30 protein-coding genes and 1 pseudogene are annotated in these 25,768 nt (G+C 68.0%); 9 read left to right on the top strand and 22 right to left on the bottom strand.

Annotated features, from left to right (window positions below; translation table 11 throughout):
- Positions 1 to 521: methyl-accepting chemotaxis protein (locus AX690_RS08665; RefSeq protein ID WP_231732153.1), on the top strand; the 521-nt coding region annotated here is incomplete at its 5' end.
- Positions 522 to 526: 5 nt separating this feature from the next.
- Here AX690_RS08665 and argS read toward each other — a convergent pair.
- Together argS and AX690_RS08655 are read right to left on the bottom strand one after the other, a co-directional pair.
- The gene (gene argS, locus AX690_RS08660; RefSeq protein ID WP_066684137.1) at positions 527 to 2,329 is read right to left on the bottom strand and encodes an arginine--tRNA ligase; all 1,803 of its coding nucleotides are present in this window, start codon (positions 2,327 to 2,329) and stop codon (positions 527 to 529) included.
- The gene (locus tag AX690_RS08655; protein ID WP_066684136.1) at positions 2,326 to 3,009 is read right to left on the bottom strand and encodes a Tat pathway signal sequence domain protein; all 684 of its coding nucleotides are present in this window, start codon (positions 3,007 to 3,009) and stop codon (positions 2,326 to 2,328) included. Before AX690_RS08655 ends, argS begins: the two co-directional genes overlap by 4 nt.
- A gap of 143 nt (positions 3,010 to 3,152) precedes the next feature.
- Between AX690_RS08655 and ispH the strand changes: the two genes are divergently transcribed.
- On the top strand, positions 3,153 to 4,112 hold the full coding sequence (ispH, locus tag AX690_RS08650; protein WP_066684135.1) for a 4-hydroxy-3-methylbut-2-enyl diphosphate reductase: 960 nt from the start codon (positions 3,153 to 3,155) through the stop codon (positions 4,110 to 4,112).
- Between the two features lie 276 nt (positions 4,113 to 4,388).
- Here ispH and AX690_RS08645 read toward each other — a convergent pair whose 3' ends face one another.
- On the bottom strand, positions 4,389 to 4,781 hold the full coding sequence (locus tag AX690_RS08645; RefSeq protein WP_066684134.1) for a type II toxin-antitoxin system death-on-curing family toxin: 393 nt from the start codon (positions 4,779 to 4,781) through the stop codon (positions 4,389 to 4,391).
- Positions 4,778 to 5,005, bottom strand: a complete 228-nt coding sequence (locus AX690_RS08640) for a transcriptional regulator (protein ID WP_066684133.1) — start codon at positions 5,003 to 5,005, stop codon at positions 4,778 to 4,780. The genes AX690_RS08645 and AX690_RS08640 overlap by 4 nt, the downstream gene beginning before the upstream one ends.
- Before the next feature lie 81 nt (positions 5,006 to 5,086).
- On the opposite strand from AX690_RS08640, the gene thrB reads away from it, so the two are divergent.
- The 3 genes from thrB (at position 5,087) to AX690_RS08625 (ending at position 7,031) form a co-directional block, all read left to right on the top strand.
- Complete coding sequence (gene thrB, locus AX690_RS08635; protein ID WP_066684132.1) at positions 5,087 to 6,040, top strand: homoserine kinase; 954 nt, start codon at positions 5,087 to 5,089, stop codon at positions 6,038 to 6,040.
- Positions 6,037 to 6,486, top strand: coding sequence for a ribonuclease HI (gene rnhA / locus AX690_RS08630; protein ID WP_066684130.1), 450 nt, complete (start codon positions 6,037 to 6,039; stop codon positions 6,484 to 6,486). Before thrB ends, rnhA begins: the two co-directional genes overlap by 4 nt.
- A 71-nt stretch (positions 6,487 to 6,557) precedes the next feature.
- Positions 6,558 to 7,031 (top strand): recombinase family protein, encoded by a 474-nt coding sequence (locus AX690_RS08625; RefSeq protein WP_066684128.1) that lies wholly within the window; start codon positions 6,558 to 6,560, stop codon positions 7,029 to 7,031.
- A gap of 159 nt (positions 7,032 to 7,190) precedes the next feature.
- On the opposite strand, the gene AX690_RS08620 is transcribed toward AX690_RS08625, so the two are convergent.
- From AX690_RS08620 to AX690_RS08600, 5 genes are all read right to left on the bottom strand, one after another.
- Positions 7,191 to 7,952, bottom strand: coding sequence for an ABC transporter permease (locus AX690_RS08620; RefSeq protein WP_066684124.1), 762 nt, complete (start codon positions 7,950 to 7,952; stop codon positions 7,191 to 7,193).
- A complete protein-coding gene (locus tag AX690_RS08615; RefSeq protein ID WP_066684122.1) occupies positions 7,949 to 8,875 on the bottom strand; it encodes an ABC transporter ATP-binding protein in 927 nt (308 codons plus the stop codon). Before AX690_RS08615 ends, AX690_RS08620 begins: the two co-directional genes overlap by 4 nt.
- A gap of 112 nt (positions 8,876 to 8,987) precedes the next feature.
- Positions 8,988 to 9,449: an NfeD family protein gene (locus AX690_RS08610; RefSeq protein WP_066684120.1), complete on the bottom strand. Its 462-nt coding sequence runs from the start codon at positions 9,447 to 9,449 to the stop codon at positions 8,988 to 8,990.
- 4 nt (positions 9,450 to 9,453) lie between these two features.
- On the bottom strand, positions 9,454 to 10,440 hold the full coding sequence (locus AX690_RS08605; protein ID WP_066684118.1) for an SPFH domain-containing protein: 987 nt from the start codon (positions 10,438 to 10,440) through the stop codon (positions 9,454 to 9,456).
- Positions 10,441 to 10,471: 31 nt separating this feature from the next.
- Positions 10,472 to 10,915 carry a TIGR02301 family protein gene (locus tag AX690_RS08600; RefSeq protein WP_231732152.1) on the bottom strand — a complete coding sequence of 148 codons (444 nt, stop codon included), beginning with the start codon at positions 10,913 to 10,915 and terminating at the stop codon, positions 10,472 to 10,474.
- Between the two features lie 149 nt (positions 10,916 to 11,064).
- On the opposite strand from AX690_RS08600, the gene AX690_RS08595 reads away from it, so the two are divergent.
- Both AX690_RS08595 and AX690_RS08590 read left to right on the top strand, forming a co-directional pair.
- Complete coding sequence (locus AX690_RS08595; RefSeq protein WP_066684114.1) at positions 11,065 to 11,274, top strand: hypothetical protein; 210 nt, start codon at positions 11,065 to 11,067, stop codon at positions 11,272 to 11,274.
- A 68-nt stretch (positions 11,275 to 11,342) separates the two neighbouring features.
- On the top strand, positions 11,343 to 12,101 hold the full coding sequence (locus tag AX690_RS08590; protein WP_066684113.1) for a Crp/Fnr family transcriptional regulator: 759 nt from the start codon (positions 11,343 to 11,345) through the stop codon (positions 12,099 to 12,101).
- A 127-nt stretch (positions 12,102 to 12,228) separates the two neighbouring features.
- Here AX690_RS08590 and AX690_RS08585 read toward each other — a convergent pair whose 3' ends face one another.
- From AX690_RS08585 to AX690_RS08550, 9 genes and pseudogenes are all read right to left on the bottom strand, one after another.
- Positions 12,229 to 13,194: a nitronate monooxygenase family protein gene (locus tag AX690_RS08585; RefSeq protein ID WP_066684112.1), complete on the bottom strand. Its 966-nt coding sequence runs from the start codon at positions 13,192 to 13,194 to the stop codon at positions 12,229 to 12,231.
- 77 nt (positions 13,195 to 13,271) lie between these two features.
- Positions 13,272 to 13,459 (bottom strand): annotated as a pseudogene (locus AX690_RS22165) (hypothetical protein).
- An 88-nt stretch (positions 13,460 to 13,547) separates the two neighbouring features.
- On the bottom strand, positions 13,548 to 14,330 hold the full coding sequence (locus tag AX690_RS08580; protein ID WP_066684110.1) for an SDR family NAD(P)-dependent oxidoreductase: 783 nt from the start codon (positions 14,328 to 14,330) through the stop codon (positions 13,548 to 13,550).
- A 62-nt stretch (positions 14,331 to 14,392) separates the two neighbouring features.
- On the bottom strand, positions 14,393 to 15,154 hold the full coding sequence (locus tag AX690_RS08575; protein ID WP_082769571.1) for a site-2 protease family protein: 762 nt from the start codon (positions 15,152 to 15,154) through the stop codon (positions 14,393 to 14,395).
- 141 nt (positions 15,155 to 15,295) lie between these two features.
- Positions 15,296 to 15,736, bottom strand: a complete 441-nt coding sequence (locus AX690_RS08570) for an NUDIX hydrolase (protein WP_066684108.1) — start codon at positions 15,734 to 15,736, stop codon at positions 15,296 to 15,298.
- Positions 15,733 to 16,794 carry a patatin-like phospholipase family protein gene (locus AX690_RS08565; RefSeq protein ID WP_066684106.1) on the bottom strand — a complete coding sequence of 354 codons (1,062 nt, stop codon included), beginning with the start codon at positions 16,792 to 16,794 and terminating at the stop codon, positions 15,733 to 15,735. Before AX690_RS08565 ends, AX690_RS08570 begins: the two co-directional genes overlap by 4 nt.
- 9 nt (positions 16,795 to 16,803) lie before the next feature.
- Entirely contained in the window at positions 16,804 to 17,601 is a 798-nt protein-coding gene (locus tag AX690_RS08560; RefSeq protein ID WP_066684104.1) for a 3-hydroxybutyrate dehydrogenase, read from the bottom strand.
- 97 nt (positions 17,602 to 17,698) lie between these two features.
- Positions 17,699 to 18,466 carry a peroxide stress protein YaaA gene (yaaA, locus tag AX690_RS08555; RefSeq protein ID WP_066684102.1) on the bottom strand — a complete coding sequence of 256 codons (768 nt, stop codon included), beginning with the start codon at positions 18,464 to 18,466 and terminating at the stop codon, positions 17,699 to 17,701.
- 50 nt (positions 18,467 to 18,516) lie between these two features.
- Positions 18,517 to 18,933 carry a DUF1801 domain-containing protein gene (locus AX690_RS08550; protein WP_231732150.1) on the bottom strand — a complete coding sequence of 139 codons (417 nt, stop codon included), beginning with the start codon at positions 18,931 to 18,933 and terminating at the stop codon, positions 18,517 to 18,519.
- Between the two features lie 54 nt (positions 18,934 to 18,987).
- Here AX690_RS08550 and AX690_RS08545 point away from each other — a divergent pair, with 54 nt between their 5' ends.
- Positions 18,988 to 19,305 carry a hypothetical protein gene (locus AX690_RS08545; protein ID WP_066684097.1) on the top strand — a complete coding sequence of 106 codons (318 nt, stop codon included), beginning with the start codon at positions 18,988 to 18,990 and terminating at the stop codon, positions 19,303 to 19,305.
- On the opposite strand, the gene AX690_RS08540 is transcribed toward AX690_RS08545, so the two are convergent.
- The 4 genes from AX690_RS08540 to AX690_RS08525 all read right to left on the bottom strand — a co-directional run bounded on the left by AX690_RS08540 (position 19,280) and on the right by AX690_RS08525 (position 23,634).
- Positions 19,280 to 20,689 carry an FAD-binding oxidoreductase gene (locus AX690_RS08540; RefSeq protein ID WP_066684095.1) on the bottom strand — a complete coding sequence of 470 codons (1,410 nt, stop codon included), beginning with the start codon at positions 20,687 to 20,689 and terminating at the stop codon, positions 19,280 to 19,282. The two genes, AX690_RS08545 and AX690_RS08540, sit on opposite strands and share 26 nt — an antisense overlap.
- Positions 20,690 to 20,713: 24 nt before the next feature.
- Positions 20,714 to 21,691, bottom strand: coding sequence for an L-threonylcarbamoyladenylate synthase (locus AX690_RS08535; protein WP_066684093.1), 978 nt, complete (start codon positions 21,689 to 21,691; stop codon positions 20,714 to 20,716).
- Positions 21,622 to 22,929: a cytochrome b/b6 domain-containing protein gene (locus AX690_RS08530; RefSeq protein WP_066684091.1), complete on the bottom strand. Its 1,308-nt coding sequence runs from the start codon at positions 22,927 to 22,929 to the stop codon at positions 21,622 to 21,624. The genes AX690_RS08535 and AX690_RS08530 overlap by 70 nt, the downstream gene beginning before the upstream one ends.
- A 72-nt stretch (positions 22,930 to 23,001) precedes the next feature.
- Positions 23,002 to 23,634 (bottom strand): YceI family protein, encoded by a 633-nt coding sequence (locus AX690_RS08525; RefSeq protein WP_066684089.1) that lies wholly within the window; start codon positions 23,632 to 23,634, stop codon positions 23,002 to 23,004.
- 183 nt (positions 23,635 to 23,817) lie between these two features.
- On the opposite strand from AX690_RS08525, the gene AX690_RS08520 reads away from it, so the two are divergent.
- Entirely contained in the window at positions 23,818 to 25,575 is a 1,758-nt protein-coding gene (locus tag AX690_RS08520; protein WP_066684087.1) for an acyl-CoA dehydrogenase, read from the top strand.
- The last annotated feature ends 193 nt before the right edge of the window (positions 25,576 to 25,768 follow it).

The raw sequence follows: 25,768 nt of genomic DNA, 5'->3' as shown, positions 1-25,768 counted from the left end.
ACGAGATCGCCTTCCAGACCAACCTGCTGGCCCTGAACGCCGGCGTCGAAGCCGCGCGCGCGGGCGAGGCCGGCCGCGGCTTCGCGGTGGTCGCCCAGGAAGTGCGGGCGCTAGCCCAGCGTTCGGCCGACGCCGCCAAGGAGATCAAGACCCTGGTCAATGACGCCTCGGACAGCGTCCAGAGCGGCGTGGGCCTGGTGGTGCGGGTCGGCGAGGAACTCGGCAACGTCGTCGACCACTTCGGCCGCATCGAGGACCTGATCAACGACATCGCCTCTGCCGCGCGCCAGCAGGCGACGGGCCTGGCCGAGGTCAACACGGCCGTCAGCCAGATGGATCAGGTCACGCAGCAGAACGCGGCCATGGTCGAAGAAACCACCGCCGCCAGCCACAGCCTCACCCGCGAGGCGGGCGAGTTGGGGAGCTTGTTAAGGCGCTTTCAGGTCACCGACGAGGCGGCCGCGGCCCAGACCATGCCCGCCCAGCGCGGCCGCCCGGGCCAGGAAACTCAGGCGGCGTAGGCCTTTTACATCCGCTCCGGCGCTTCGACCCCCAAGAGATCCAGGGCCAGCTCCAACTGGCGCAGGGTCGTCTGCGCCAACGCCAGGCGCGAAGCGCGCAGGGCGTCGCTGTCGGCGCTCATGATCGGGCAGGCGGCGTAGAACTTCGAGAACGACTGGGCCAGCTTGTAGGCGTGCTCGGCGACGAAGTTGGGGGCCTTCTTGTCGTAGGCTTCCTGTAGAGCGCCCTCGAAGGCGTCCAGCAGCATGGCCAAGTCCCGCTCGGCCGGCTCGCCGATAACGATCTCGCCCGCCGTCGCGCCCGCTTCGGCGGCCTTGCGTAGCACGCTCTTGATGCGCACCGACTGGTATAGCAGGTACGGGCCGGTCTTGCCCTCGAAGCTGGTGAAGCGGTCGAGGTCGAAGACATACGAGGTGCCGCGGAAGTTCTGCAGGTCGGCGAACTTCAGGGCCGCGACGCCGACCTTGTGGGCGGTGTCCTCGAACTGCTCCTCGGAAAGCTCGGCCCCCAGGCCCGCTTCGCGTAGGCGCTCGCGGGCCTTCTCGCGGGCCATTTCGATCAGGTCGTGCAGCTTCAGGACGCCGCCGGCGCGGGTCTTGAACGGCTTGCCGTCCGTCCCGTTCATGGTGCCGAAGCCGATGTGTTCCAGCGAGCCTTCCTCGGCGTAGCCGGCCAGATAGGCGGCGCGGAACACGGTCTCGAAGTGCAGGGCCTGGCGCTGGTCGACGCAGTAGAGGATCAGGTGCGGGTCGAACGACTGGCGGCGATCCAGGATCGTGGCGAGGTCCGTCGTGCCGTACATGGCCGAGCCTTCGGACGAGACCACCAGCAGCGGCGGCACGTCCTGCTTGTCGTCCTCGCGGGCGACCCGGACGATGCGGGCGCCCTGATCCTCGACCAGCAGGCCCTTGGCCTCCAGCTGGCCGACCATCGGCTCGATCAGGTCGTTGACGTCGCTCTCGCCCTTCCAGAGGTCGAAGTCGACGCCCAGGGCGTGGAACTCGCGCTCCAGGGCCACGCGGCTGACCTTGACGAAGTGGCTCCACAGCACGCGATAGCCGTAGCGGCCGGCCTGCAGTTCGGCGGTCGCCTTGCGGGCGCGTTCCTTGAACGCGGCGTCTTCCTTCTGGCGCAGCGACGCGGCCGGATAGATGCGGTCCAGGTCGGCGAGGCTGATGCGGGCGTCGAGCTCGGCGTTCAGCGCGGCGACGTCGGCCGGATCGGCGCCGGCGGCGGTCTGCGGCAGCTTTTCGACCAGGGCTGCAATCGCGGCGTCCTCGTCGAGGATGGCGCTGATCAGCAGGCCCATCTGGAAGCCCCAGTCGCCGAAGTGGGCGTCGCCCAGAACCTCGTCGCCGCGGAAGCGGTACAGGCGCTTGATCGACTCGCCGATGATCGAGGCGCGCAGGTGGCCCACGTGCATCGGCTTGGCGACGTTGGGGCCGGCATAGTCGATCAGCACCCGGCGCGGCGCGTCCAGCACCTGGGCGCCCGTCCGCGCGTCGGCGGCGATCTCGCGCGCGCGGGCCGACAGGGCCTCGTCGCTGACCCGCAGGTTGATAAAGCCAGCGCCGGCGATCTCGACCGAGGCCAGACGCGAGTCGGCCTTCAGGATCTCGACCACTTGCGTGGCGATCTCACGCGGGTTGCGCTTGGCGCTCTTGGCCGCCGCGAGGGCGCCGTTGCACTGGAAATCGGCCAAGTCGGGACGGTCGGAGGCGGTGACGCGTCCGAACTCGGGAGGAAGTCCGGCGGCCTGGAACGCGGCCGAAGCCGCCTCGCTCAGGGACCGCTTCAAATCGTTCATTGCTTGGTGGAAGTCCCTGGTTGAACCTGACCGGCCTGGACGCGGAAGCGCTTGCCGTCACGGTTGAAGGCCGCCATTTCCGGCGTCACGTCGAAGCCGATCAGCACTTCGAAATTGCCGCCGCTGACCTTGGCGTCGGCGCGCGGGATGGTGATCTGCTCGATGGTCTCGGTCGTGTAGACGCGATCCTGGCCGGCCGGGAAGGTCACGGGCAGGTCGAAATATTCCTTGGCGATCACGGCCTGGTTCCGCTCGGTCACGGCGACCCAATAGCGGTAGACATGCTTGTCGCCTTGCGCCTGCGGGCCCCTGCCCAGCTGGAACAGGGCCTCGACGCGGATCCTGATCGGCTCGTCGCTCTTATAGGCGCAGCCGGAAGCGAGGTTCTGGATCTCGCCGGTGAAACCGGCCTGCGCGGCCGACTCCTTGCCGTCCTTGAACTCGACGTAGCGGCTGGCGTCGTACAGCACCTTCACGAACGGACACGGGCCGGCGTTACGCAGCTGCTGCAGCGGCGCCTTGGGCTGGTTCCATTCCTCGTCGCGCTTCTTCTTCTTGGCGGCCTGATCGTCGTCGCCGCCCTGGTCGCCGCGCGACTGGGCGTAAGCGGCCGTCGCCGTGGTCGCGGCGATCGAAACGGCCATCAGGGCGCTGAGGGCGAGCGTGAAGGTGCGGCGCATGAAACGTCCGGTGCAAAGAAGACAGAGCCAAGCGGAGCCACAAAGCCCCTTCGGCGTCATGCAGCCTGATAAAGGCATATGCGTGACGTCGCAACGACGCAGACTCCTGGCGCCCGGCGGCTGGAACCACTAGTTTCCGCGCCATGAACGTCCAGACCCCGATCCGTCGCCCGATCTCGCTGCTGCTGGCCAGCCCGCGCGGGTTCTGCGCCGGCGTGGATCGCGCCATCCAGATCGTCGAGCGCGCCGTCGAGAAGTTCGGCGCCCCGGTCTATGTCCGTCACGAGATCGTCCACAATCGCCACGTCGTCGATCGCCTGAAGGCGCTGGGCGCGGTGTTCATCGAGGAGCTGTCCGAGGCGCCCGACGATCGCCCGGTCGTGTTCTCGGCCCACGGCGTGCCCAAGTCGGTGCCGACCGAGGCCAAGGCGCGCGAGATGATCTATCTCGACGCCACCTGCCCGCTGGTCTCGAAGGTCCATGTCGAGGCCCAAAAGCACTACGACGCCGGCCGCGAGATCGTGCTGATCGGCCACGCCGGCCACCCCGAGGTGATCGGGACCATGGGCCAGCTGCCCGACGGCGCGGTCACCCTGATCGAGGACATCGACGACGCCGCCGCCTGGACGCCCAAGGACGCCGGCAACGTCGCCTTCCTGACCCAGACGACCCTGTCGGTCGACGACACCGCCGAGATGGTCGCCCTGCTGCGCGAGCGCTTCCCGGGCATCGCCGCCCCGCACAAGGAAGACATCTGCTACGCCACCACCAACCGCCAGGACGCGGTGCGGCGCCTGGCCGAACAGGCCGAGCTGGTGCTGGTGGTGGGCTCGAAGAACTCGTCCAACTCGGTGCGCCTGAAGGAGGTCGGCCTCAAAGCCGGCGCCCGCGAGGCTCACCTGATCGACGACGCCTCGGGGATCGACTGGGCCTGGTTCGAGGGCGTTTCGCGCGTGGGCCTGACCGCCGGCGCGTCGGCTCCGGAAGATCTGGTGCAGGGCGTCATCGACGCGATCGCCGCGCGGTTCGACACGACGGTCGAGGAACTGGTCGAGGCGCGGGAGACGATTACGTTCAAGCTGCCGAGGCTGCTGACGGCGTAGACTTGCGAAGCTTGACTTGCGAACCGCTTCAACTGGCCTGGGCGCATATGAAGAATCTGGATGAGCCTCAGACCGCTCCAGTTCCCATGCGCAGAGGCCGTTTGCTTTTGGCGGTCGCCTGTTAGGTGCTGGCGCTACCTATTCTGACGATGAATTTCGTTGGTCACGTTGGCATAGCGTGGAAGCTCATCAGCCTAGCGCTGATGGTAGCGGGAGTTTTGGCGTTCTGGCGGAGCGGCGACGGGCGGGTAAACCTGCGCCTCCGCCGCCAACGCCCTAAACGACGCGGGTCCGCAACCACTCAGTCAAGGCAGGAATATCGAGCTCGCCGGCGGCGAGCTTGAAGATCGTCCGCGCGGCGTCTGCCTGATCCGCAACGAGCCGTAAGCCGTTCAAGCGAAGAAACAGCGTCATCGCATGAAAGGCCGCGCGCTTGTTGCCATCGACAAAGGGGTGATTGCTCGAAACCGCGACCGCGTAGGTCGCCGCAAGTTCGACGACGTCGTCGACGCCTTCGTAGTGGAAGCGGTTCTTGGGCCGCTCGAGCGCGGACTCCAGCAAGCCTTCATCACGAACACCCGAAGGTCCTCCATGCAGTGCAAGGCTGCGCTCATGAAGGACCTTAAGCGCCTCAATACGAACCCAGGCGGGCTCGGTGACGCCGCTCATTTGGCGAGCGCTCTGAACGTGTCGCGATACTCGTCCATAATCTCCTCACCCAAGGCGATCTGCCGCGCCACTTCAGGGTCATAGGGCGCGATCTGCATGCCGCCTCCCGGCGCATCGGTCAGATAGAGCGTATCGCCCTTTTCGACCCCGAGCTTCACGAGCGCTTCTTTCGGCAGAACCACACCGACAGAGTTGCCGATCTGGGAGAGTTTCAAAGCGATCATGGCGGGGCTCCAGACGTTAGAACAAACGTTATACCTCAAGCCCCCCTTGACCGCCAGCGCCCCGTCCCGCATCCCCGCGTCATGGCCGTCTATACCGACATCACCGACGACGAACTCTCCGCCTTCCTTGAGGGCTATGACCTGGGCGCCCCGTTGGCGTTCAAGGGCATCGCCGAGGGCGTGGAGAACTCCAACTTCCTGCTGGAGACGGAGAAGGGTCGCTATATCCTGACCGTCTACGAGCGGCGGGTGAAGGCCGACGACCTGCCCTATTTCCTGAACCTGCTGACCTGGCTGGCCGACAAGGGTTATCCCAGCGCCCGGCCGGTGCCGGATCGCCAAGGCCGCACGTTGGCGACCCTGCGCGACAAGCCGGCGGCCATCGTCGAGTTCATGCCCGGCCTGTCGGCGCGCAAGCCGACCATCGCCCATTGCCGCGAAGCCGGCGAAGGCCTGGCCTGGCTGCACCTGGCCGGCGAGGGCTATCCGGGCCGCCGCGCCAACGACCTGGGTCAGGCCGCCTGGGCGCCGCTGTTCTCCAAGCACCGCAAGGCGGCCGAGGATCTCAAGCCGGGCCTGTCGGCGACCATCGACAACGACCTGGCGCAGCTGGCCCTGATGTGGCCGCGCAACCTGCCCTCGGGCACGGTCCACGCCGACTATTTCCCGGATAACGTCTTCTTCCACTCGGACGGCAAGTTCGCCGCGACGATCGACTTCTATTTCGCCTGCGACGACGCCTACGCCTATGACGTGGCCGTGACCCTGAACGCCTGGTGCTTCGAGGCCGACGGCAGCTTCAACGTCACCGCTGCCAAGGCCCTGCTGAATGGCTATGAGCGCCGCCGCCCGCTGAGCCCGGCCGAAAAGGAAGCCCTGCCGATCCTGGCGCGCGGCGCGGCCATGCGCTTCTTCCTGACCCGCCTGGCCGACTGGGGCGCGACGCCCGCCGGGGCGCTGGTCAAGCCGAAGGACCCGCTGGAGTACGAGCGCAAGCTGGCCGTGCACCGTGAGGGCCTCGTGCTGTTCGCATGACGCCCAAGGTCACGATCTATACGGACGGCGCCTGCAAGGGGAATCCGGGCCCGGGCGGCTGGGGCGCCATCCTGTTCTATGGCGACAAGAAGAAGGAAATCTGCGGCGGCGAGGCGGGAACGACCAACAACCGCATGGAGCTGATGGCCGCCATCCAGGCGCTGGAGCTCTTGAACCGGCCCTGCAAGGTCGAGCTGCACACCGACAGCCAGTACGTGATGAAGGGCATCCAGGAGTGGATCCGGGGCTGGAAGGCGCGCGGCTGGAAGACGGCCGACAAGAGCCCGGTCAAGAACGATGACCTCTGGAAGCGCCTGGACGCCGCGCGCGCGCGCCACGACGTCGACTGGCGCTGGGTCAAGGGCCACGCCGGCCATCCGCTGAATGAACGTGCGGACGAGCTGGCGAACCAAGGCCTGCGCGAGGCCAATCCGCGCTTCGGCTAGACGCCGCGACCAACTGTGGACGATCGCGAAATCCGCTCGCCACGGCGCGCCCCGTCTGCGAGTCAGCCTGCATGAAATTCGTCGGCTATTACCGCGTCCCGCCCGCGCCGGGGGTGTTCTTCAGTCCCGCCCAGGAGGAGCGTTTGCTGCTGTTGGGCTGCGAGCAGGTGTTCAGCGATCGCTGCCTGGCCTCGGGCGTGGTTCGGCCGGGGCTGGAACGGGCCATGGACGCGCTGGAGCCGGGCGGCGTCCTGGCCGCCCCCAGCCTGCACGCCCTGGGCGGCGATCTCGTCGCGGTGATGGACGCGGTGTTGAAGCTGCGGGCCCGCGACCTGCACCTCGTTGTCCAGCAGCCCGAGATCGACACCCGCGCGGATGCGGGCTTCTTCGACGCTTGCCTGACGCTGACCGCCTTCAATGGCGAGCGCGCCATGATCCGCCGGGCCGAGACCGCCCTGGTCGCCAAGGCGGGTGGTCTGAAGGGCCTGAAGGCGGCGTCCCCGGTCGAGGCCGAGGACGCCGAAGACGAGGACGAAGAAGGCTAGGCCAACGCCTTTCCTTCTCGTGTCATCCCGGCCGTAGCGTCGCGAAGAGCCGGGAGCCAGGGGAACTGCAGTGCGCTTGGCCCCTGGGTCCCGGATAGCCTCTGCGAGGCTTCCGGGATGACACGGGTTTTATGGCTTTTGAGCCCTGGGGCCCGGTCCCTAGACCTTCAGCCGGTACCCCGTCTTGAAGATCCACCAGACCGCCGTCAGGCACACGGCCAGGAACACCGCGGTCATGGCGAGGCTGATCCCGACGCCGACGTCCGACTGGCCGTAGAAGGCCCAGCGGAAGCCGCTGATCAGATAGACCACCGGGTTGAACAGGGTGATCTTCTGCCAGAGCTCCGGCAGCATCTTGATCGAGTAGAAGCTGCCGCCCAGGAAGGTCAGCGGCGTGACGATCAGCAGCGGCACGATCTGCAACTTCTGGAAGTCGTCGGCCCAGACCCCGATGATGAAGCCGAACAGGCTGAAGGTCACGGACGTCAGCACCAGGAACAGCAGCATCACGAACGGGTGGGCGATCTCGAACGGCACGAAGATCCGGGCCGTGGCCAGGATCAGGAGACCCAGGCAGATCGACTTGGTCGCCGCCGCCCCGACATAGCCGGCCACGGCCTCGTACCAGGCGACGGGGGCCGACAGCAGCTCGTAGATCGTGCCGGCCCACTTGGGCATGTAGATGCCGAACGAGGCGTTGGAGATGCTCTCGCTGAGCAGCGACAGCATGATCAGGCCCGGCACGATGAAGGCGCCGTAGCTGATCCCGTCGATGGCCTGCATGCGCGAGCCGATGGCCGAGCCGAACACCACGAAATAGAGGCTGGTCGACAGCACCGGCGAGATGACGCTCTGGGCCAGGGTGCGGAACCACCGCGCCATCTCGAATTTGTAGATGGCCTTGATCGCGAACAGGTTCATTGCGGGGCCCTCACCAGGCTGACGAAGATGTCTTCCAGCGAGCTTTGGTCGGTCTTCAGGTCCTTGAACTCGACGCCTTGCTGAGACAGGCGCTTGAGCAGATCGGCGACGCCGGTGTCCTCGGCCTGGCCATCGAAGGTGTAGACGAGGTCGGCGCCGTCATTGGCCAAGGTCAGCGACGGATCGGCGAGGCCGGCCGGCAAGGTCGCCAACGGCTCCTTCAGGTGCACGGTCAGCTGCTTCTTGCCGAGCTTGCGCATCAGGACGGTCTTGTCCTCGACCAGGATGATCTCGCCCTTGTTGATCACCCCGATCCGGTCGGCCATCTCCTCGGCCTCCTCGATGTAGTGGGTGGTCAAGATGATGGTGACGCCGCTCTGGCGCAGGGCGCGGACCATCTCCCACATGTCGCGGCGCAGTTCGACGTCGACGCCGGCGGTGGGCTCGTCCAGGAACAGGATGGTCGGCTCATGGCTCAGCGCCTTGGCGATCATCACCCGGCGCTTCATGCCGCCCGACAGCGCCATGATCTTGCTGTCCTTCTTGTCCCACAAGGACAGGTCGCGAAGGATTTTCTCGATCAGGGCGTCGTTGCGCGGCTTGCCGAACAGGCCGCGCGAGAAGCTGACCGTGGCCCAGACCGTCTCGAACGCGTCGGTGTTCAGCTCCTGCGGCACCAGGCCGATCTTGGCGCGAGCGGCGCGATAGTCGCGCACCACGTCGTGACCGTCCGCGAGCACCGTCCCCTGGCTGGGGTTGACGATGCCGCAGATGATGCTGATCAGCGTGGTCTTGCCCGCGCCGTTCGGCCCCAGCAAGGCGAAGATCTCGCCCCTGCGGATGTCGAGATCGATCGTCTTCAGCGCCTGGTGGCCGGATGCATAGGTCTTGTTCAGACCCTTTACCGAAATGATGGAAGTCACGCCGTCTCCCTATAAGCGTGAAGCAGATGCGACCGACCGGTCGCTCGCGGCACACATGGTGCGGCGATGCGCCAATAACAGGGGCGAGCGCCGTCTTTTGTCAGCAATCAGGTCAGTGGACGACCGGACGGACCTTCAGCACCGCGCCGTCGACACCGGTGACCACCACCGTCTGGTCGAGCTGAGGCGCCGGCTCGTCGGCTTCGGCGGCCCAGTCCTTGCCATCGACGAACACCCGGCCCCGCCCCTGTTCAAACGTCGCCATCGCCTGGCCGTGCTGGCCGACGAGGCGTTGCAGCGGATCATTGAGGTCGGGACTGGTGGGTTCCAGCACCGGACGCAGGAAGCGCCTGGCCAGATAGGTCGAGGCGATGGTCAAGGCGGCGAACAGGCCGGCCTCGATCACGAGGCCAGGATGCAGCGCTTCGGCCAGCAGGCCGACGACGAAGGCGCTGGCGGCGGGCCACAGCAGCCAGCCGGTGCCCGTCGCCACCTCGATCGCCAGGAACAGCGCCGCCAGGGCCAGCCAGGGCCAGAACGGATGCGACGCATAGAGGCTTTGGACAGCACCCATGACCTTAGGCTCCGCGCTTGCCGCCGGTCGGCGTGCTGGTGGTCGTCGAGGTCGCGCGCGGCGTCGCGGTCGGACGCGGCGCATCGGCGCCCAGGCTCTTGATCAGCTCGCCGACGCCCGCGACGGTCCCGGTCAGGCCGGCGAAGTCGGCCGGCACGATCACCGTCTTCTGCTGCGGGCTCTTGGCCAGCTCGCCGAAGGCTTCGACGTACTTCTGGGCGATGAAGTAGTTGATCGCGTTGACGTCGCCCTTCGAGATCGCTTCCGACACGAAGGCCGTCGCCTTGGCCTCGGCCTCGGCCTCGCGCTCGCGCGCCTCGGCGTCGCGGAAGGCGGCCTCGCGACGGCCCTCGGCCTGCAGGATGGCCGACTGCTTCTGGCCCTCGGCGCGGGCGATCTGGGACTGCTTTTCGCCCTCCGCCTCGGTGATCACCGCGCGCTTCTCGCGCTCGGCCTTCATCTGGCGGGCCATGGCGTTGGTGATGTCCGGCGGCGGGGTCAGGTCCTTGATCTCGATCCGCGCGACCTTGACGCCCCACGGGCCGGTGGCGTGGTCGATGGTCGACAGCAGGCGGGTGTTGATCGCGTCGCGCTGTGAGAGGACCTCGTCCAGCTCCATCGAGCCGACGACGGTCCGCAGGTTGGTCTGGGCCAGCTGGGTGATCGCGTAGATCAGGTTGTCGACGCGATAGGCGGCCGCGGCGGCGTCCATGACCTGGATGAAGACGATCGCATCGACCTTCACCGACACGTTGTCCTTGGTGATGACCTCCTGCTGCGGGACATCCAGCACCTGCTCCATCATGTTGACCTTGCGCCCGATCGTCTCGACGAACGGGGTCAGGATGCTGATGCCGGGCTTCAGGGTCCGGGTGTAGCGGCCGAACCGCTCCACGGTGAATTCGCGCCCCTGGGGCACGATCTTGATGACGCTGGCGACCAGCACGAAGGCCAGGACCAGCAGGATCAGAACAACGATCGAGACGCCCAAGACGCTCTCCTCCACAACCTTGTGGTTGAGGTTAGCGCGCTGCTTCGCCGTCCGCCACGGAATCCGGCGCCGGCGGATCGCGCCGAACCTGGATCGTCGATTGCGAGAGTTTCAAGGCCAGGGCCTGGCCGCGCCGGGCCGCCTGGGCCTCGGCCTTGTGGCTGGCCTCATCGCAGGCGGGATACTGCCCGCGCAGCGCGACGAAGCCGGCGTTGAAGCGCTCGCGCAGCTGGGTCTCCAGGGTCGGTCCCGGGCGCTCGACCTGCACGAGCCGCATCATCCGCGCCCGCCAGAATTGGTCGCCCTCGCCTTCGCAGGCCTGACGCAAGGCGTGGCTCTCGCCCAGCGCATAGGCCAGTTCCAGCAGGCGCTGGCGCTGGTCGGCCGGGCGATCCTGCGCCACCGCGGCGCCGGCGAGCGCGGCCACGAGAAGTCCTGAGAAGAGCTGGCGGAACATGCCGTTGGTTATCGCCAATCAAAGGCCGCCTTGTCACCCGACCACGGACAAATCTTCGCCGCCTTGGGGATAAAGAGTCCACCGGTGTCAAAAAAGCGTTGGCGATAAAGGACTTGCGATAATCGTTAATCGGGGGTTCCCTGTGGATACTGCAAGGAGGTCTACCCATGACTGAGGTGCATTACGGCGTTGTCCGCGTTGGAGACCACTGGTCGATCATCGGCGACTATCTGCGTTTCGGCGCTTACGAGACGCGCGATGCGGCGAGAGCCGCGGCGCTCCGACTGGCCGAACACCCTGCTGGCCTGGGCCTTCCGGTCGTCATGCACGAGCAGGAAGACGACTGGGTCCTGCCTCACCCCAGGACGCTCAGCTAAAGGGTCTTTCGACGGCCTCGGAAACTAAGCCGTGAGCTGTGCGCTTAAGCACGGTCACGGAGGTTTCCATGTCAGCTGCCGCCCGCCTTTCCCGGGGAGCCGCCGGGAGCGAAGACGCCCCGCCGTTTTCCGCCAACCGCCTGCTGGCCGCCCTGCGGCCCGAGGCGCTGGAAGCCCTGTCGCCCTATCTGATCCTGGTCGACCTGCCGCAGGATGAGGTCCTGTTCGACGCCGGCGAGGACGTCGAGCACACCTACCTGCCCTGCGGTCCGACCCAGGCCTCGCTGCTGGTCGTGACCTCTGACGGCCAGGAGATCGAGGCCGCCAGCATCGGCCACGAGGGCGCGATCGGCGGCATGGTCAGCGCCGGCTTCAAGCCCGCCTACGGTCGCGCCGTGGTGCGCGTGCCGGGCCACGCTTTCTGCCTCCCGACCGCGCGGCTGGAAGAGGTCAAGAACCACTCGGCGATCGTGGCCGACCTGTTCGATCGCTACGCCGACGTCTTTATCGCCCAGATGATGCAGGTGGCCGCCTGCAACGCCCTGCACCCGATCGAGCAGCGCGCCTGTCGCTGGCTGCTGTTCGCCCATGACCGCTCGGGCGACGAGCCGATCCGCCTCACCCAGGAGACCCTGGCCCAGATGCTGGGCGTGCAGCGCACGACGATCAGCGCCGTGGCGCGCAGCCTCCAGGACGCCGGCCTGATCCATATCGGCCGGGGCCGCGTGGAGGTGCTGGACCGACCGGGCCTGGAAAAGCGCGCCTGCGAGTGCCACGACGCGGTCGAGGCCCATTTCCGCCGGATCCTGCCGAAGGTGGCGAACTGAAAATCCTCCCCCTGGCGGGGGAGGCGCCGGAGCGTAGCGACGACGGAGGGGGGTAGAAGCAAGCTCGCAAAGCTTCCCCCCCCCTCCGGCCCTTCGGACCACCTCCCTCGCGAGGGGGGGAGGATTTCTACACGCGATACGCCTTCGCCCGGTCCATCGCCGCCTCGGCCTCGGCCATCAGTCGACGGACGATGTCGCCGGCCGGGGGCGCGTCGTGGATGCCGCCGGCGCTCTGCCCCATGGCGAAGCAGGACTTGCCCGGATCCAGCCCCTCGATCTGGCCGCCGATGCCCCCCATCGCGCCATTGCGGATGGAGAGCATGGCCTGTTGCGGGAACGGCTGGATGTCGGCCGGCCGCGCCTCCCAGTCCTCGACATAGGGGTTCTTCTTCACCCGCATCGGCTTACCCGAGTAGCAGCGGGTGCGAACCGTGTCCTCGTCAGACGCCTCGATCACGGCCTGGCGGTAGAGGTCGCCGGCGTGCGCCTCGGCCGAGGCGATGAAGCGCGTGCCCATCCAGACGCCTTGCGCGCCCAGCGCCAGGGCCGCCGCCAGGCCGCGTCCGTCATAGAGCCCGCCGGCCGCCACGACCGGGATCTTCACCGCCTCCACCGCCTGGGCGACCAGCGGCAGGGTGCCGACGAGCCCCGTATGTCCGCCGCCCTCGCCCCCCTGGCAGATCACGGCGTCGCAGCCGGCGTCCTGCGCCTTCACCGCGTGCTTCACGGCGCCGCAGACAACCATCACCTTCAGGCCCGCGGCCTTCAGGCGCGCGATGATCGGCGATGGAACGCCCAGGCCGGCGATGAAGGAACTGGCGCCCTCCTCGATGATGACCTCGACGCTGGCCGTCAGGGCGTCGGGGGTGGCGGCCAGGAGATCGACGCCGAACGGCTTGTCGGTCAGGGCGCGGACCTCGCGCATCTGGCCGCGGATGAAGTCCGGCGAGGTCCCGGCCATGCCCAGCACGCCGTAGCCGCCAGCGTTCGACACCGCCGCCGCCAGGGGCGCGTAGGAAACGCCGCCCATGCCGGCCAGCAGGATCGGGTGTTCGATATTCAGAAGATCGCAGAGCGGCGTATGCAACCCCATGCCCGTTCCTCCCTTGTTTTCCGGAAGGATCAGGGCGGGGCCGCCGCCTCACAAGCCTGCCGCGAGGGCAGGCGGGCCTAGTCTCGCTTGACCAGCGCGGTCTCGACGTCCGCGTCGTGCGTCCAGAAGCAGGCCATCATGCCGGTGAAGGCCAGGGCCAGCATCATCAGGAAGCCGCGCGGCGGCGCTAGGCTGACAACGTCTTGGGGCGTCATCGTTCTCTCGTTTCCTCGTCGGCGCCCAAATCTGATGTCCAGGCTGCCAGACGAGGAGCTTCTCACCGCCGCACCAGCTCCGCAAGGCCCTGTTTTCAATAGGGTTTTATTGGACCAAAGAGTCCAAGAAACGGCGCCCTAGAAGATCGAGTATCCGCCATCGATGACGATGGTCGTGCCCGAGTGATAGCTGGAGGCGTCCGAGGCCAGATAGACCGCCATGCCGCCGAAGTCCTCGGGCTCGCCCCAGCGGCGAGCCGGGACGCGGGGAATGACCTTCTCGGCGAAGGCCGAATTGCCTTGCGCGCCGGCGGTCATGTCCGTGGCGATCCAGCCCGGCAGGATGGCGTTGGCGCGGACGCCGTAGCGGGCGTGCTCGACGGCGACAGACTTGATCATCGAGATCACCGCGCCCTTGGTGGCGGCGTAGGCCTCGTTCTTGGCCGCGCCCTCGATGGCGGCCAGCGAGGCGATCCCGACCAGCGAGCCGCCCGGATCCCCGGCCTTGGCCCGCTCGACCATGTGGCGGCAGGCCTCGCGCAGGGTGAAGAAGACGCCGTCTAGGTTGACCGACAGCACCTTGCGATAGACCTCGGTCTTCATCTCGATAAACGAAGGCGAGCCGTAGCCGATGCCGGCGTTGGCGAAGACGGCGTCGACCCGGCCCATGGCGGCGACGGCCTCCTCCATGCCCTCGGCGACCTGGGCCTCGTCGGCCACATCGACGGTCTGGGCCTTCACCCGCACGCCCAGTCGGGTGAGTTCCTGCTCGGCGGCCTGATTGCGGTCGGGGTTGGAGCCCCAGATGACGATGTCGGCGCCGGCCTGCGCCATCGCCTTGGCCATGCCGAGGCCGATGCCGCGGTTGCCGCCGGTGACCAGGGCCACCTTGCCCGACAGATTGAACGGCGCGTAGGCCATGGCGATCCTCCCCTTGTCATCTTGAACGCTTGTTTGAAGGGGAGGCGATCGGGCGTCGAAGGTCAAGACCCCCAGAAGCGGAAGGTCCGCCAGCCGTCGCCGATCGCCGCGCGCGGCACGCCCAGCAGATCGGTGATGGTCAGGGCGGCCTTGAAGATCAGGTCGCTGACGCCAGGAACGAAGAAGATCAGGGCGAACAGCAACAGGACGCCGATCCGCTCGATCTTGATCATCTTCGCGCGAACGCCGTCGGGCAGGAACGGCCGGAGGACGCCATAGCCGTCCAGGCCGGGGACCGGCAGCAGGTTCAGCACGAAGGCGGTCGCCTGCAGGAAGGCCAGCAACGCCAGGGCGTGGCGCAACGGCGGCGAGGCGACGAACGGCAAGGCGGCCGCGATGGCGATCAGCACGACCAGCGTCCCCAGCGGCCCCGCCAGCGACGCCAGCGACCGCCAGCCCCTCGAACGCATCAGGTCCTCGCGCAGATAGACCGCCCCGCCCGGAAAGCCGATCCCGCCCAGCGCCAGGGCGACCAGCGGAATGACGATCGTGGTGGCCAGGTCCGAGTACTTCAGCGGATCGAGGGTCAGATAGCCCTTCTCGACGATGGTCGTGTCGCCGGCCTTGTAGGCCGTCAGCGCATGGCCGAACTCGTGGATCCCGACGCTGAACACCCAGGCGGCGGCGACGAAGGCGAAGGTGATGACGCCGACGGGCGGGATTCCGCTCGCGACGGCCCAGCCTAGGCCCACACAGACGGCTAGGAGGATCAGGGCGTTCGGGCTGATGGAGAAGCGGGGCGCGGGGGCGTCGATCAGGGTCATGGGACAGATGTCGGGGACCTTGGCTTTCAGCGCAAGCCATCCGCTAGGCTCGAGCAAGACCACCTTTTCAGTGTCATCCCGGCCGTAGCGAAGCGGAGAGCCGGGATGACACGAGATTTTAGGCGGAAGGCGCTTTCGCCCTTAACCCCCGAACCGCTCATACGCCTCGGCGATCACCCGTCGCGTCTCGTCCCACTCCACCAGGGCCATCGCTTCGTCGCGGGAGACGAACCGCGCGTCGGCCGCGTCGTCGCCGGCCACGGGCTCGCCGCTGATCCAGCGGGCGGCGTAGTCGATCAGGACATAGTGCCGGGTGATTTCCCCGCCCCCACTTCCATCAAGAAAGGGCCGCGCCGGAAACACCCCGTCGATCACGTCGATCAGGCCCAGGAGCTCGGCCTCGACGCCGGTCTCTTCCTTAAGCTCGCGCAGGGCGGCGGCGACCGTGGTCTCGCCCCACTCCAGCCGTCCGCCGGGCAGGCTCCACTGGTTGAGACGCGGCGGCGTCCCGCGCTTGATCAGCAGCACCTGGTCGCCGCGCAGGTAGACGACCCCGACCGTCGGCGCGGGATGCGGGCTCACGGGAAGCCGACCTTAAGGTCGATGCTGGACTTCACGCCGATGCAGGTCCCGCAGTCGGCCAGCCAGGCGTCGGCCGCGGCCCTTCCGCGGTCCTTCAGGTCGGACAGGAAGCTCCACTCGGTGTTGAACTTGGTCGACAGCGACAGGTCCGCCAGCGGTTTGTCCGCCGTGATCGCGTGGACCAGCATCTTGCGGTAACGGCCGCGGGCGGTGTCCTTCAGCAGTCCATCGTCCAGCAGCTTCTGCACGAAGCCGATGGCCCGCAGCTCCGAGGCCAGGGAGGCGTTGAAGGTGATCTCGTTCAGCCGGTCCATGATCTCGCCCGGCGACTTGGGCGTCTCCTCGCGGACGAACGGATTGAGCGTGATGATCAGGATGTCGTCGGGGGTGTCGTCGTAGAACAGCGGCCACAGCGGCGGATTGGCCAGATAGCCGCCGTCCCAGTAGGGCTCGCCGTCGATCTCCACGGCCTGGAACAGCTGGGGCAGGCAGGCGCTGGCCATGATGTGGCGCGAGGTCAGCTCGGTCTCGCGGAAGATCCGCGCCTTGCTGGTGTGGATCGCCGTGGCGGCGATGTAGAGCTTGACCGGCGAGCGCTCGCGCAGCTGATCGAACCTGACCTCGGCCTCGAGCAGATCGTGCAAGGGATTGAGGTTGAACGGGTTGAACTCGTAGGGGCTGAACGACAGGGCCAGGGTCTCGGCCATCCGCCAGCCGGCCGTGTTCTTCCACCAGTCGACGCCGCCGGAGAAGGCGCTGGTCCAGATCGAGGTGTCGCCGAACACGTTGCGGCCGCCCTGGCGATTGACCTGCTTCCAGAACGACTCCAGCCGCGTCCTGGCCCCGGCCTTGCCGTCATCGAGCATACCCTGGGCCAGGCAGACGGCGTTCATGGCGCCGGCCGAAGCGGCGGTCACGGCCCGGATCTCCAGGTCTTTTTCCTCAAGCAGACGGTCCAGCACGCCCCACTCAAACGCCCCATGCGCGCCGCCGCCCTGCAGCGCCAGGCTAAGCGCGCGGCCGGTCGGCTTCTTACGGGTGAAGGGCGGGATGGGCACCCGCCGAACCTATTGCGCGACCCAGCCGCCGTCGACCTGGAAAGCGGCGCCGTTGGCCGAGGCGCCGACGTCCGACACCAGGTACAGCAGCATGCCCGCCAGTTGCTCGAAGGTGACGAACTGCTTGGTCGGCTGGGCGGCCAGGATCACGTCCTTCATCACCGCCTCTTCCGAGATGCCGCGCGCCTTGGCTTGGTCGGCGATCTGGGCCTCGACCAGAGGGGTCTTCACGAAGCCGGGGCAGATGGCGTTGCAGGTGATGCCATGGGTCGCGACCTCGAGGGCGACCGTCTTGGTCAAGCCCATGATCCCGTGCTTGGCCGCGACATAGGCCGACTTGAACGGCGAGGCGATCAGGGCATGGGCCGAGGCGATGTTGACGATCCGCCCGCGGCCCTGCTCCTTCATGATCGGAACCGCCGCCTTGGTGGCGTGGAAGGCCGAGGACAGGTTGATCGCGATGATCAGGTCCCACTTGTCGTCCGGAAAGTCCTCGACCGGGGCCACATGCTGGACGCCGGCGTTATTCACCAGAATGTCCAGCTCGCCGAACTCGGCCTTGGCCGCCTTGACCATGTCGGCGATCTCGATCGGCTTGGTCATGTCGGCGCCGTGATACAGCACCTCGACGCCATGCTTCTCGGCCATTTCCGAGCGGGCGCGCTCGATGGCGTTCATCTCGCCCAGGCCGTTCATGACGATGTTGCAGCCCTGGGCGGCCAGCGCGTCGGCCAAGGCGTGACCGATGCCGCTGGTCGAGCCGGTGACGATGGCGACCTGACCCTGCAAACCGAAATCGACGGCCATTCACGCACTCCTGGACAACGCCCCAATGATGCTGCGGCGCAGCATATAGCTCGCTCCCGCGAAGGGCGAGCGCTTATAAATTCATCGATAGATGAATTTAGGGCTGGGGGCGAGCGAAAACCCAATCGGCCTCGGTCGAGAGCGACGGCTGGAAGCAATAGCCGTCCAGGTCGAAGCCTTTCAGGCCCTCGGCGCGGTCGATGCGGTTGTCGATCACGTAACGCGCCATGCGCCCGCGCGCCTTCTTGGCGAAGAAGCCCAGCACGCGCAGCTCGCCCGCCTTCTCTTCCTTGAAGTGGCAAGTGACGACCGGCAGCTTCAGGGCCTTGGCGTCGACGGCGCCGAAATATTCCTGGCTGGCCAGGTTCACCAGCGTGGGATCGGCGTGGCCGGCGGCGGCCGCATTCAAGGTCTGCGAGATCGTCTCGCCCCAGTAGTCGTAGAGGTTATGGCCGCGCTTCGTCTTCAGCCGCGTGCCCATTTCCAGGCGATAGGGCTGCAGGGCGTCGAACGGACGCAGCACGCCATAGAGCCCTGATAGAATCCGCAGGTGATCCTGCGCCCACTCCAGCGACGGACGGTCCAGCTCGCGCGCGGCCAGGCCCGCATAGACGTCGCCGTTGAAGGCGATGATCGCCTGCAGCCCGTCCTCCAGCTCGGCGTCGAAAGCCTGGAACCGCTCGCGGTTCAGCTTGGCCAGGGCGTCGGAGATGTGCATCAGCCGCTTCAGGTCGGCGGCCGTCAGCTTGCGCGTGACCTTGGCCAGCTCGGCGATCTGGGCTTTCAGCTCAGGCGTCGTCATGGGCAGCGCCTGGGTGGGCGCGGTGAAGTCCAGCGACTTGGCGGGCGAGATGACCATCAGCATGGCCGGGGAGATAAAGCCTTCGGTCCGGCTTCGCTAGCGGCGCCGCTCGACTATTCGGCCGCCTCGACCCGGGCGCGCATATCCGCATAGGCGGCGGCCAGCAGCGCCCGCAGAGCGTTCTCGTCGACGGGCTGGCCCCATCGCAGCTTCAGGTGACGCATGCGTTTACCGCCGCCCTCCAACAGCCGCGCCGGGTCCGGCAGGTCGGCGCCTTGATAAAAGCCGATGGCCCCATGGGCGCTGAAGGCGTCGACATAGGCGAACGCGGCGTCCTCGACGCAGGCCGTCGGATGGCCGTCGTGCAGCAGTTCGCGGACGTCGGATCCCAAGCCGCGCAGAGCCTCAAACCAGGGGCGGACGACGGCGCACATCGGGTCGTCCGCGGCGAGCCAGGCTTCAACCTCGGGATGGCGCGTCGCGGCGTTTGGGAACCGGAAGAGGCCGCTCATCCGGACAGATTGAACCACCGCCCCTCGTTGTCGAGTCTCGACCCGACGGCGCGCCGGGGCTATCAGCGATCCATGCAGACCCTAGGCCTCGCCGCCGCCCTCGCCTGGCCGATCCCGATGATCGTCGCCCTGTTCTTCGTCCTGCGGGACCGGAGCCTGAAGTTCCGGCCCGTTTGGGCGGTGATGTGCTTCGTCGGGGTCGGGGCGTTCTGGATGGAGCAGACGACCGGTCGGTGGGGCTTCGTTCCCCTGGCGATCAACCTGCTCCTCGGCTCGCAGCCGGGCTTCTACAAGGCCACGATCCCCGCCGGCGCTTTCGCGGTGATGCTGGTGCTGTTCCTGCGGGCGCGGAAGCGCGCGGCGGCTAGAACAGAACCCGCGGGTTCATGATCCGCTTGGGGTCCAGCGCCTGGCGGATCGCCCGCAGGGCCGCGACCTCGATCGGATCCTTGTAGGTCAGGGCCTCGGCCGTCTTCATCGCCCCCAGGCCGTGCTCGGCGCTGATCGAGCCCGAGAAGCTGGCGGCGATGTCGTGGACGACCTTCGCCCCGGCCTCGCGCTGGACGTCATGGGCGTCGTCGTCCGCGCCGACGGGCTTGAGCACATCGTAGTGTACGTTGCCGTCGCCGACATGGCCGAAGGCGATGATCCGCGTCCCCGGGAAGGCCTGCTCGATCGCGGCGTCGGCGCGGGCGATGAAGTCCGGGATCTTGGACACCGGCACCGACACGTCGTGCTTCCACACCGCCCCTTCCGGCTTCTGGCCGGCGGAGTGGCCTTCGCGGATGTGCCAGAAGGTCTTCATCTGGGCTTCGGTCTGGGCGACGGCGGCGTCGGCGATCAAGCCGCTCTCCAGGGCGCCGGTCAGCAGCCGCTCCAGCGCCGCATCCGCCGCGCCGGGCTCGCCGCTGGCGATCTCGATCAGCACGTACCAGGGATGCTCGGTCGGCAGCGGGTCGCGCAGGCCCGGCACGTTGCGGATGGTGAGCGCAAAGCCCATCAGACCCATCAGCTCGAACGCCTCGACCGAGCCGCCGGTCTCCTCCTTGGCGCGGGCGAGCAGCTGGATGGCGTCGGCCGGCGAGCCCAGGCCGACGATCGCCACGGCCCGCGAGGCCAGCGGCGCCTGGATCTTCAGGCTGGCGGCGGTGACAACCCCCAGGGTGCCCTCGGCCCCGATCAGCAGCTGCTTGAGGTCGTAGCCGGTGTTGTCCTTGCGCAGGCGCTTCAGGCCGTTCCAGATCTCGCCATTGGGCAGCACCGCCTCGACGCCCAGCACCTGCTCGCGCATCATGCCGTAGCGCAGGACGGCCGTGCCGCCGGCATTGGTCGAGATCAGCCCGCCGATCGTGCAGGAGCCTTCGGAGGCGACGCCGACCGTGAACCGTCGACCGACCTTGGCGGCCTGCTGGTGGGCTTCGTAGAGCGTGACTCCCGCCTCCAGCACCATGGCGTCGTCGATCGGATCGACATCGCGGACGGCGGTCAGCTTGCGGGTCGAGAGCAGAATCTCGCCGTGCGGAATCTGGCCGGCGACGAGGCCGGTGTTGCCGCCCTGGGGGGTAATCGCCACGCCCTCGGCCGCGCAGATGCCGACGACCGCCGCGACCTCGGCCGTCGTGCGCGGGGTGATCAGTAGCGGCGTCTCGCCCTTCCAGCGACCGCGCCACTCGACCAGCATCGGCGCGATCACGTCCGGATCCTGACTCCAGCCGCCCTCGCCGAGCACGGCCTTCAGGCGGGAGACGACATCGGCGGGAACGGGCTTGGTCATGGTCGCTACCTTACGCTCGAAAGGTCAGCCGATGAAGCCGGCCGCGCGGCGCAGCCGGTCGTTGATCGCCTCGCCCAGCCCCTCCTGGGGAATGGGCGCGACGGCGATGGCGGAAGGGTGGGTGCGGTCAGCGGCGCGGAGATATGAAAAGAGGTTCGCCGCGGCCTCGGCCAGATCGCCGGTCGGGCTGAGGTTGAACACCCCCTCCCCGCTGGCGCCGCCGCCGAACGCCAGGAACGCCTCGCCCGGCTCGGGCGCCTTGGCGTTGATCCTCACCGGCGCGTCCGGGGCGTAGTGCAGGGCCAGACGCCCCGGCGAGCGCTTGGCGTCGTCGTCGGCCTCGGCCAACGGGCCAACGATCTGCTGCAACTGGACGCGGGTCACCGCGCCGGGCCGCAGCAGGCGCGCCTGTCCGTCCAGCACCGAGACGACCGTGGATTCCAGGCCCACCGCGCAGGGCCCGCCGTCGAGGGCCGCGGCGGCCTTGTCGCCCGTTTCGGACACGGCGTCGGCATAGGTGGTCGGGCTGGGACGACCCGAGCGGTTGGCCGAGGGCGCCACGACCGCGCCGCCGAACGCCGCCAGCACGGCGCGGGAGATCGGATGGCGCGGCACGCGGATGGCGACGGTGTCGAGGCCCGCGCGGGCCAGGTCGCAAACCGCCGAGGCGTCCTTGATCGGCGCGACGATGGTCAGGGGACCCGGCCAGAATTCGCGCGCCAGGTCGCGGGCGCGCTGGTCGAAGTCGGCGATCCGTTCGGCGGTCTCCAGGTCGGCGACGTGGGCGATCAGCGGGTTGAAGCGCGGCCGGCCCTTGGCCTCGAAGATCGCCGCCACCGCCGTCGGATTGGCCGCGTCGGCGCCCAGGCCGTAGACCGTCTCGGTCGGCAGGATGACCAGCCCGCCGGCGCGCAACGCGCTGGCGGCCGCCTCTATTTCCGCTTGGCGGTCAGCGAGAAGCTGACCTTCACCTTGGCCGCGATCTGATCCGTAGACGCCCATTCGCCCTGTCCAACCCCGAACGTGGTCCGGTCGAGGGTGGTTACACCGCGCGCGGTCGCCGTGTCGCCGACGATCTTCAAGGAAAACGGCAGGCTGAGCGGCTTTTTCACGCCGCGCAGGTCCAGGGTTCCGTCGGCGACGTACTGGCCCTCGCCCGTCTTGCGGAACTTCGCGGCCGTGAAGATCGCCTTCGGATGCTCGGCGGTGTCGAAGAAGTCGCCGCTGGGCAGGCTCTGATCGCGCTGGTCGTCGCCGGTCACGGCCGAGCCCATGTCGATGCTGACGGTCAGCTTCGAGCGGTCCAGCGCCTCGGGCGAGAACAGGATGTCGGCCGTCCAGCGGTTGAAGCGCCCCTCGATGGGCGTTCCCGACCACGTCGCCGAGAAGGTCAGGGCGGCGCCCTTCTGCACGGCCCAGGCGACGGGGTCCTTCAGGGCGGGCGGCGCTTCGGCGGCGACAGCTTCAGGTTTGGCGGCTTCGACGGCCGCAACGGCGGTCTCGGCCGGCGTCGGCGTGGCGGGCTCGGCGATAGCTGGGATTTCTGCGGCTGGGGCCGGCGGCGGCGCGGACTGGGCGACCTTGAGCGTCGGGGTGAAGAGGTAGCCAGCGGCGATCACCGCCGCGAGTCCGGCGGCGGCCAGCCAGACGCGCGGCTCCTTCAGGCCGGGCTTGGCGCCCGGGGCCATGTTCTGGAACACCTCGTCCTTGTCGAGGACCTGGTGCTTGGCCACGGCGCCCAGGTGCAGGGCGAGCAGCAGATAGGTCAGCTTGACCAGCACGCCGTGACCGATCTCGCCGATCTCGTGCCAGACGTGCTTGGGACCGGCGGCCAGTTCGGGCAGGCCCGGCAGGTGCGGCCACGGGATGACGCCCCACCACAGGGTCGGCACGACCACCCGGCTGGTCGAGACCAGGATCCAGCCCGTCAGCGGCAGGCCGATCATGATCACATAGAAACCGACGTGGACGATCTTCGAGGCGATCTGCTCCCAGCGCGGTTGATGGACAGGAGGGGCCGGCGTCCGGTTGAAGATCCGCCAGGCCAGGCGCGCCACGCTGAGCAGCAGGATCGTGAAGCCGATCGACTTGTGCAGCTGGAAGAGGGCGAAGGTCGTGGGCGAGCCCTTCGGCCCGTCGCCCATGCGCCAACCGATGATGATCTGGAAGATAATGGCCGCCGCGATCAACCAGTGCAGGACAATCGCCACCGTCGTGTAGCGGGTGCGGGTCACGGCCATCGATCACTCCAGGCAGATAGACGAGAAACGCCTTGCGCCGATCCCGAAGGACCGGCGCATGACTTAAACAGCTTACTTCTTGTCGAACTCGACTTCGATGCTCAGCGCGACGTCGTCGGCGACCAGCGGGACGTACTTGCTGACGCCAAAGTCCGAACGCTTGATCGTGGTCGTGGCCGAGAAGCCCGTCTTGACGCTGCCCGGCGCGAAGCTGGAGCCCACGCCATTGAAGGTCACGTCCAGCACGATCGGCTTGGTCACGCCGTGCAGGGTGAAGTCGCCATAGACCTTGCCGGTCTGGCCCGGACCCGGCTCGACCTTGGTCGAGACAAAGGTCGAAGTCGGGAACTTGTTCGCTTCCAGCCAGCCATCGCCGGCCAGCTCCTTGTTGAACTTCAGGCCGAAGGCGTCGGCGCCGGTCGAGGTGTCGATCGAGGCCGGGTCGACGGTCACCTTGATCTTGGCGTCCTGCGGAGCCTTGGGGTCGTAGGTGAACTCGGCGTCCACCTTGGTGAAGCGGAACTGGTAGTTCGAGAAGCCCATGTGCTTGATCTTGCCCACGACCGAGGCGTGGGTCTTGTCGAGCACGTAGTGGCCGGCCGGAAGATCGGCGGGCTTGGTGGAGGTGACGCCCGGCGCGGCCAGGGCGGCCGGGGCGGCGAACAGGGTCGCCGCGAGGGCGGCATAGGCGTAGGGGCGGAACATCGAGAAGTTTCTCCTTCAAACTAGAACAGAACTAGTTACGGTTTCCCGACTTAATCACTCCAGCATGGCTTTGAAGGCCTTTCGGATCACGAGATCGTTACCCGGCGAACAAATCTGCGGACGGCTTTGCGCGGCGAGCCCACGCGCCTAAAGAGAACGCCGATAACCTGGAGCTTGCTGGCCATGACCTTCCGCGCCCCCGTCCGCGACCTCGCCTTCTCGCTGCGCCACGCGGCGGGCTTCGACCGACTGGCCGACGCCTTTCCCGAGGCCGACGCCGACACGGTGGCGGCGGTGCTGGAAGCGGCCGGCGCCTTCGCCGCCGACGTGCTGGCCCCGCTGAACAGACAGGGCGACCTGGTCGGGGCCAGGCTCGAGAACGGCGTCGTCCGCTGCGCCCCGGGCTTCGCCGACGCCTACAAGCAGTTCGCCGAGGGCGGCTGGGCGGGCCTGGCCGCCGCGCCCGAGCACGGCGGCCAGGGCCTGCCCAAGACGCTGGAAGTGGCGGTGCTGGAGATGATCCAGGCGGCCAACATGGCCTTCGGCCTCTGCCCGATGCTGAGCCTGGGCGCGATCGAGGCGCTGGACCACCACGGCTCGGACCGCCAGAAGGCGCTCTATCTGCCCAAGCTGGTGTCGGGCGAATGGACCGGCACCATGAACCTGACCGAGCCGCAGGCCGGCTCGGACCTGGCGGCGCTGACCACGGTGGCCACGCCGGATGGCGAGGGCGGCTGGCGGATCACCGGCCAGAAGATCTACATCACCTGGGGCGACCACGACGCGGCCGACAACATCGTCCACCTGGTGCTGGCCCGCACGCCCGACGCGCCTCCCGGCGTGAAGGGGATCTCGCTGTTCCTGGCGCCCAAGGTGCTGGTCGGCGAGGACGGCAAGCTGGGCGAAGCCAACGCCCTGCGCGCCGGCGGGCTGGAGCACAAGCTGGGCATCCACGGCTCGCCCACCTGCGTGATGCTGTTCGAGGGCGCCAAGGCCGAGCTGGTCGGAGGCTTGGGCCAGGGCCTGCCCAACATGTTCACGATGATGAACGCCGCGCGCCTGCAGGTCGGGACGCAAGGCGCCGCCATCGCCGAACGGGCCTACCAGCAGGCGCTGGCCTTCAGCCAGGACCGGGCCCAGGGCCGCTCGGCCTGGACCGGCGCCTATCCCTCGCGCCTGTTCGATCATCCGGACGTGCGGCGCTCTCTGGTGCTGATGAAGGCCCATATCGAGGCCGCGCGCGGAATCTGCCTGTCGACCGCCGTCGCCGCCGACCTGGCGCGCGCCGCGTCCGACGAGACGACCCGGACCAGCGCCAAGCTGCGCGAGGAGCTGCTGACGCCCATCGCCAAGGCCTGGTCGACCGACGTCGGCGTCTGGGTGGCCTCGCAGGGCGTCCAAATTCACGGGGGCATGGGCTTCATCGAGGAGACCGGCGCGGCCCAGCATTATCGCGACGCCCGCATCGCCCCGATCTACGAGGGCACCAACGGCATCCAGGCCATCGACCTCGTGGGCCGCAAGCTGTCGCTGGCCGAGGGCCAAGCCGTCGCCGACCTGATGGACGACATCCGCGATACGATCGAAGACCTGAAGGGCACGGATCTTAAGGGCGTGGGTCTGCGCCTGGAGGCCGCCCTCGGCGCCGCCGCCAGCGCGACCGCCTGGCTGGTCGAGCGCCGCGCCAAGGCCATGCCCGACGCCCTCTCGGGCGCCACGGCCTATCTAAAGCTGCTGGGCGACGTGGTCGGCGGCTGGATGCTGGCGAAGGGCGCCCTGGCGGCCTCGGGCGAAGCCGACGCGGCCTGGGCCGAGAGCAAACGGGCCCTGGCCCGTGTGTTCGCCGAGAGCGTATTGGCGCAAGTCCCTGGCGCGGCGGCCGGGGTCATGCTGGGGGCCGAGGATCTCGCGGCCATGACGCCCGAGGTTCTGGGGGCGTAAAGCCAGGACTCATAAGCCGTGTCATCCCGGCCGCAGCGAAGCGGAGAGCCCGGACCCAGGGGCGAGCGGCGGTGCGCCGGCCCCTGGGTCCCCGGGTCGGCTACGCCGCCCGGGATGACACTTTTTGCGCGTTCAGCCCTACGCCTTGAAGAAGGCCAGCAGGTCGGCGTTGATGACGTCGGGGTGGGTTGAC

It is taken from the genome of Caulobacter sp. CCH9-E1, assembly GCF_001556515.1.
In the GTDB taxonomy this organism is placed as follows: Bacteria; Pseudomonadota; Alphaproteobacteria; order Caulobacterales; family Caulobacteraceae; genus Caulobacter.
Note: the sequence above shows the minus strand (reverse complement) of the source record. Positions and strands in the feature narration are given on the sequence as shown.

Excerpts from the sequence above, each read along its gene's own strand:
- AX690_RS08545 (WP_066684097.1), top strand. The coding sequence starts at position 18,988 with ATGCAGACCCTAGGCCTCGCCGCCGCCCTCGCCTGGCCGATCCCGATG.
- AX690_RS08595 (WP_066684114.1), top strand. The coding sequence starts at position 11,065 with ATGACTGAGGTGCATTACGGCGTTGTCCGCGTTGGAGACCACTGGTCG.
- AX690_RS08640 (WP_066684133.1), bottom strand. The coding sequence starts at position 5,005 with ATGATCGCTTTGAAACTCTCCCAGATCGGCAACTCTGTCGGTGTGGTT.
- AX690_RS08620 (WP_066684124.1), bottom strand. The coding sequence starts at position 7,952 with ATGAACCTGTTCGCGATCAAGGCCATCTACAAATTCGAGATGGCGCGG.
- AX690_RS08520 (WP_066684087.1), top strand. The coding sequence starts at position 23,818 with ATGACCTTCCGCGCCCCCGTCCGCGACCTCGCCTTCTCGCTGCGCCAC.
- AX690_RS08580 (WP_066684110.1), bottom strand. The coding sequence starts at position 14,330 with ATGGCCTACGCGCCGTTCAATCTGTCGGGCAAGGTGGCCCTGGTCACC.
- AX690_RS08560 (WP_066684104.1), bottom strand. The coding sequence starts at position 17,601 with ATGGCCGTCGATTTCGGTTTGCAGGGTCAGGTCGCCATCGTCACCGGC.
- AX690_RS08575 (WP_082769571.1), bottom strand. The coding sequence starts at position 15,154 with ATGACCCTGATCGACGCCCCCGCGCCCCGCTTCTCCATCAGCCCGAAC.
- AX690_RS08645 (WP_066684134.1), bottom strand. The coding sequence starts at position 4,781 with ATGAGCGGCGTCACCGAGCCCGCCTGGGTTCGTATTGAGGCGCTTAAG.
- AX690_RS08590 (WP_066684113.1), top strand. The coding sequence starts at position 11,343 with ATGTCAGCTGCCGCCCGCCTTTCCCGGGGAGCCGCCGGGAGCGAAGAC.
- AX690_RS08655 (WP_066684136.1), bottom strand. The coding sequence starts at position 3,009 with ATGCGCCGCACCTTCACGCTCGCCCTCAGCGCCCTGATGGCCGTTTCG.
- AX690_RS08535 (WP_066684093.1), bottom strand. The coding sequence starts at position 21,691 with ATGGGCGTCTACGGATCAGATCGCGGCCAAGGTGAAGGTCAGCTTCTC.
- AX690_RS08530 (WP_066684091.1), bottom strand. The coding sequence starts at position 22,929 with ATGGCCGTGACCCGCACCCGCTACACGACGGTGGCGATTGTCCTGCAC.
- yaaA (WP_066684102.1), bottom strand. The coding sequence starts at position 18,466 with ATGCTGATGGTCATCTCGCCCGCCAAGTCGCTGGACTTCACCGCGCCC.
- AX690_RS08585 (WP_066684112.1), bottom strand. The coding sequence starts at position 13,194 with ATGGGGTTGCATACGCCGCTCTGCGATCTTCTGAATATCGAACACCCG.
- AX690_RS08540 (WP_066684095.1), bottom strand. The coding sequence starts at position 20,689 with ATGACCAAGCCCGTTCCCGCCGATGTCGTCTCCCGCCTGAAGGCCGTG.
- ispH (WP_066684135.1), top strand. The coding sequence starts at position 3,153 with ATGAACGTCCAGACCCCGATCCGTCGCCCGATCTCGCTGCTGCTGGCC.
- argS (WP_066684137.1), bottom strand. The coding sequence starts at position 2,329 with ATGAACGATTTGAAGCGGTCCCTGAGCGAGGCGGCTTCGGCCGCGTTC.
- AX690_RS08625 (WP_066684128.1), top strand. The coding sequence starts at position 6,558 with ATGAAATTCGTCGGCTATTACCGCGTCCCGCCCGCGCCGGGGGTGTTC.
- rnhA (WP_066684130.1), top strand. The coding sequence starts at position 6,037 with ATGACGCCCAAGGTCACGATCTATACGGACGGCGCCTGCAAGGGGAAT.
- thrB (WP_066684132.1), top strand. The coding sequence starts at position 5,087 with ATGGCCGTCTATACCGACATCACCGACGACGAACTCTCCGCCTTCCTT.
- AX690_RS08525 (WP_066684089.1), bottom strand. The coding sequence starts at position 23,634 with ATGTTCCGCCCCTACGCCTATGCCGCCCTCGCGGCGACCCTGTTCGCC.
- AX690_RS08610 (WP_066684120.1), bottom strand. The coding sequence starts at position 9,449 with ATGGGTGCTGTCCAAAGCCTCTATGCGTCGCATCCGTTCTGGCCCTGG.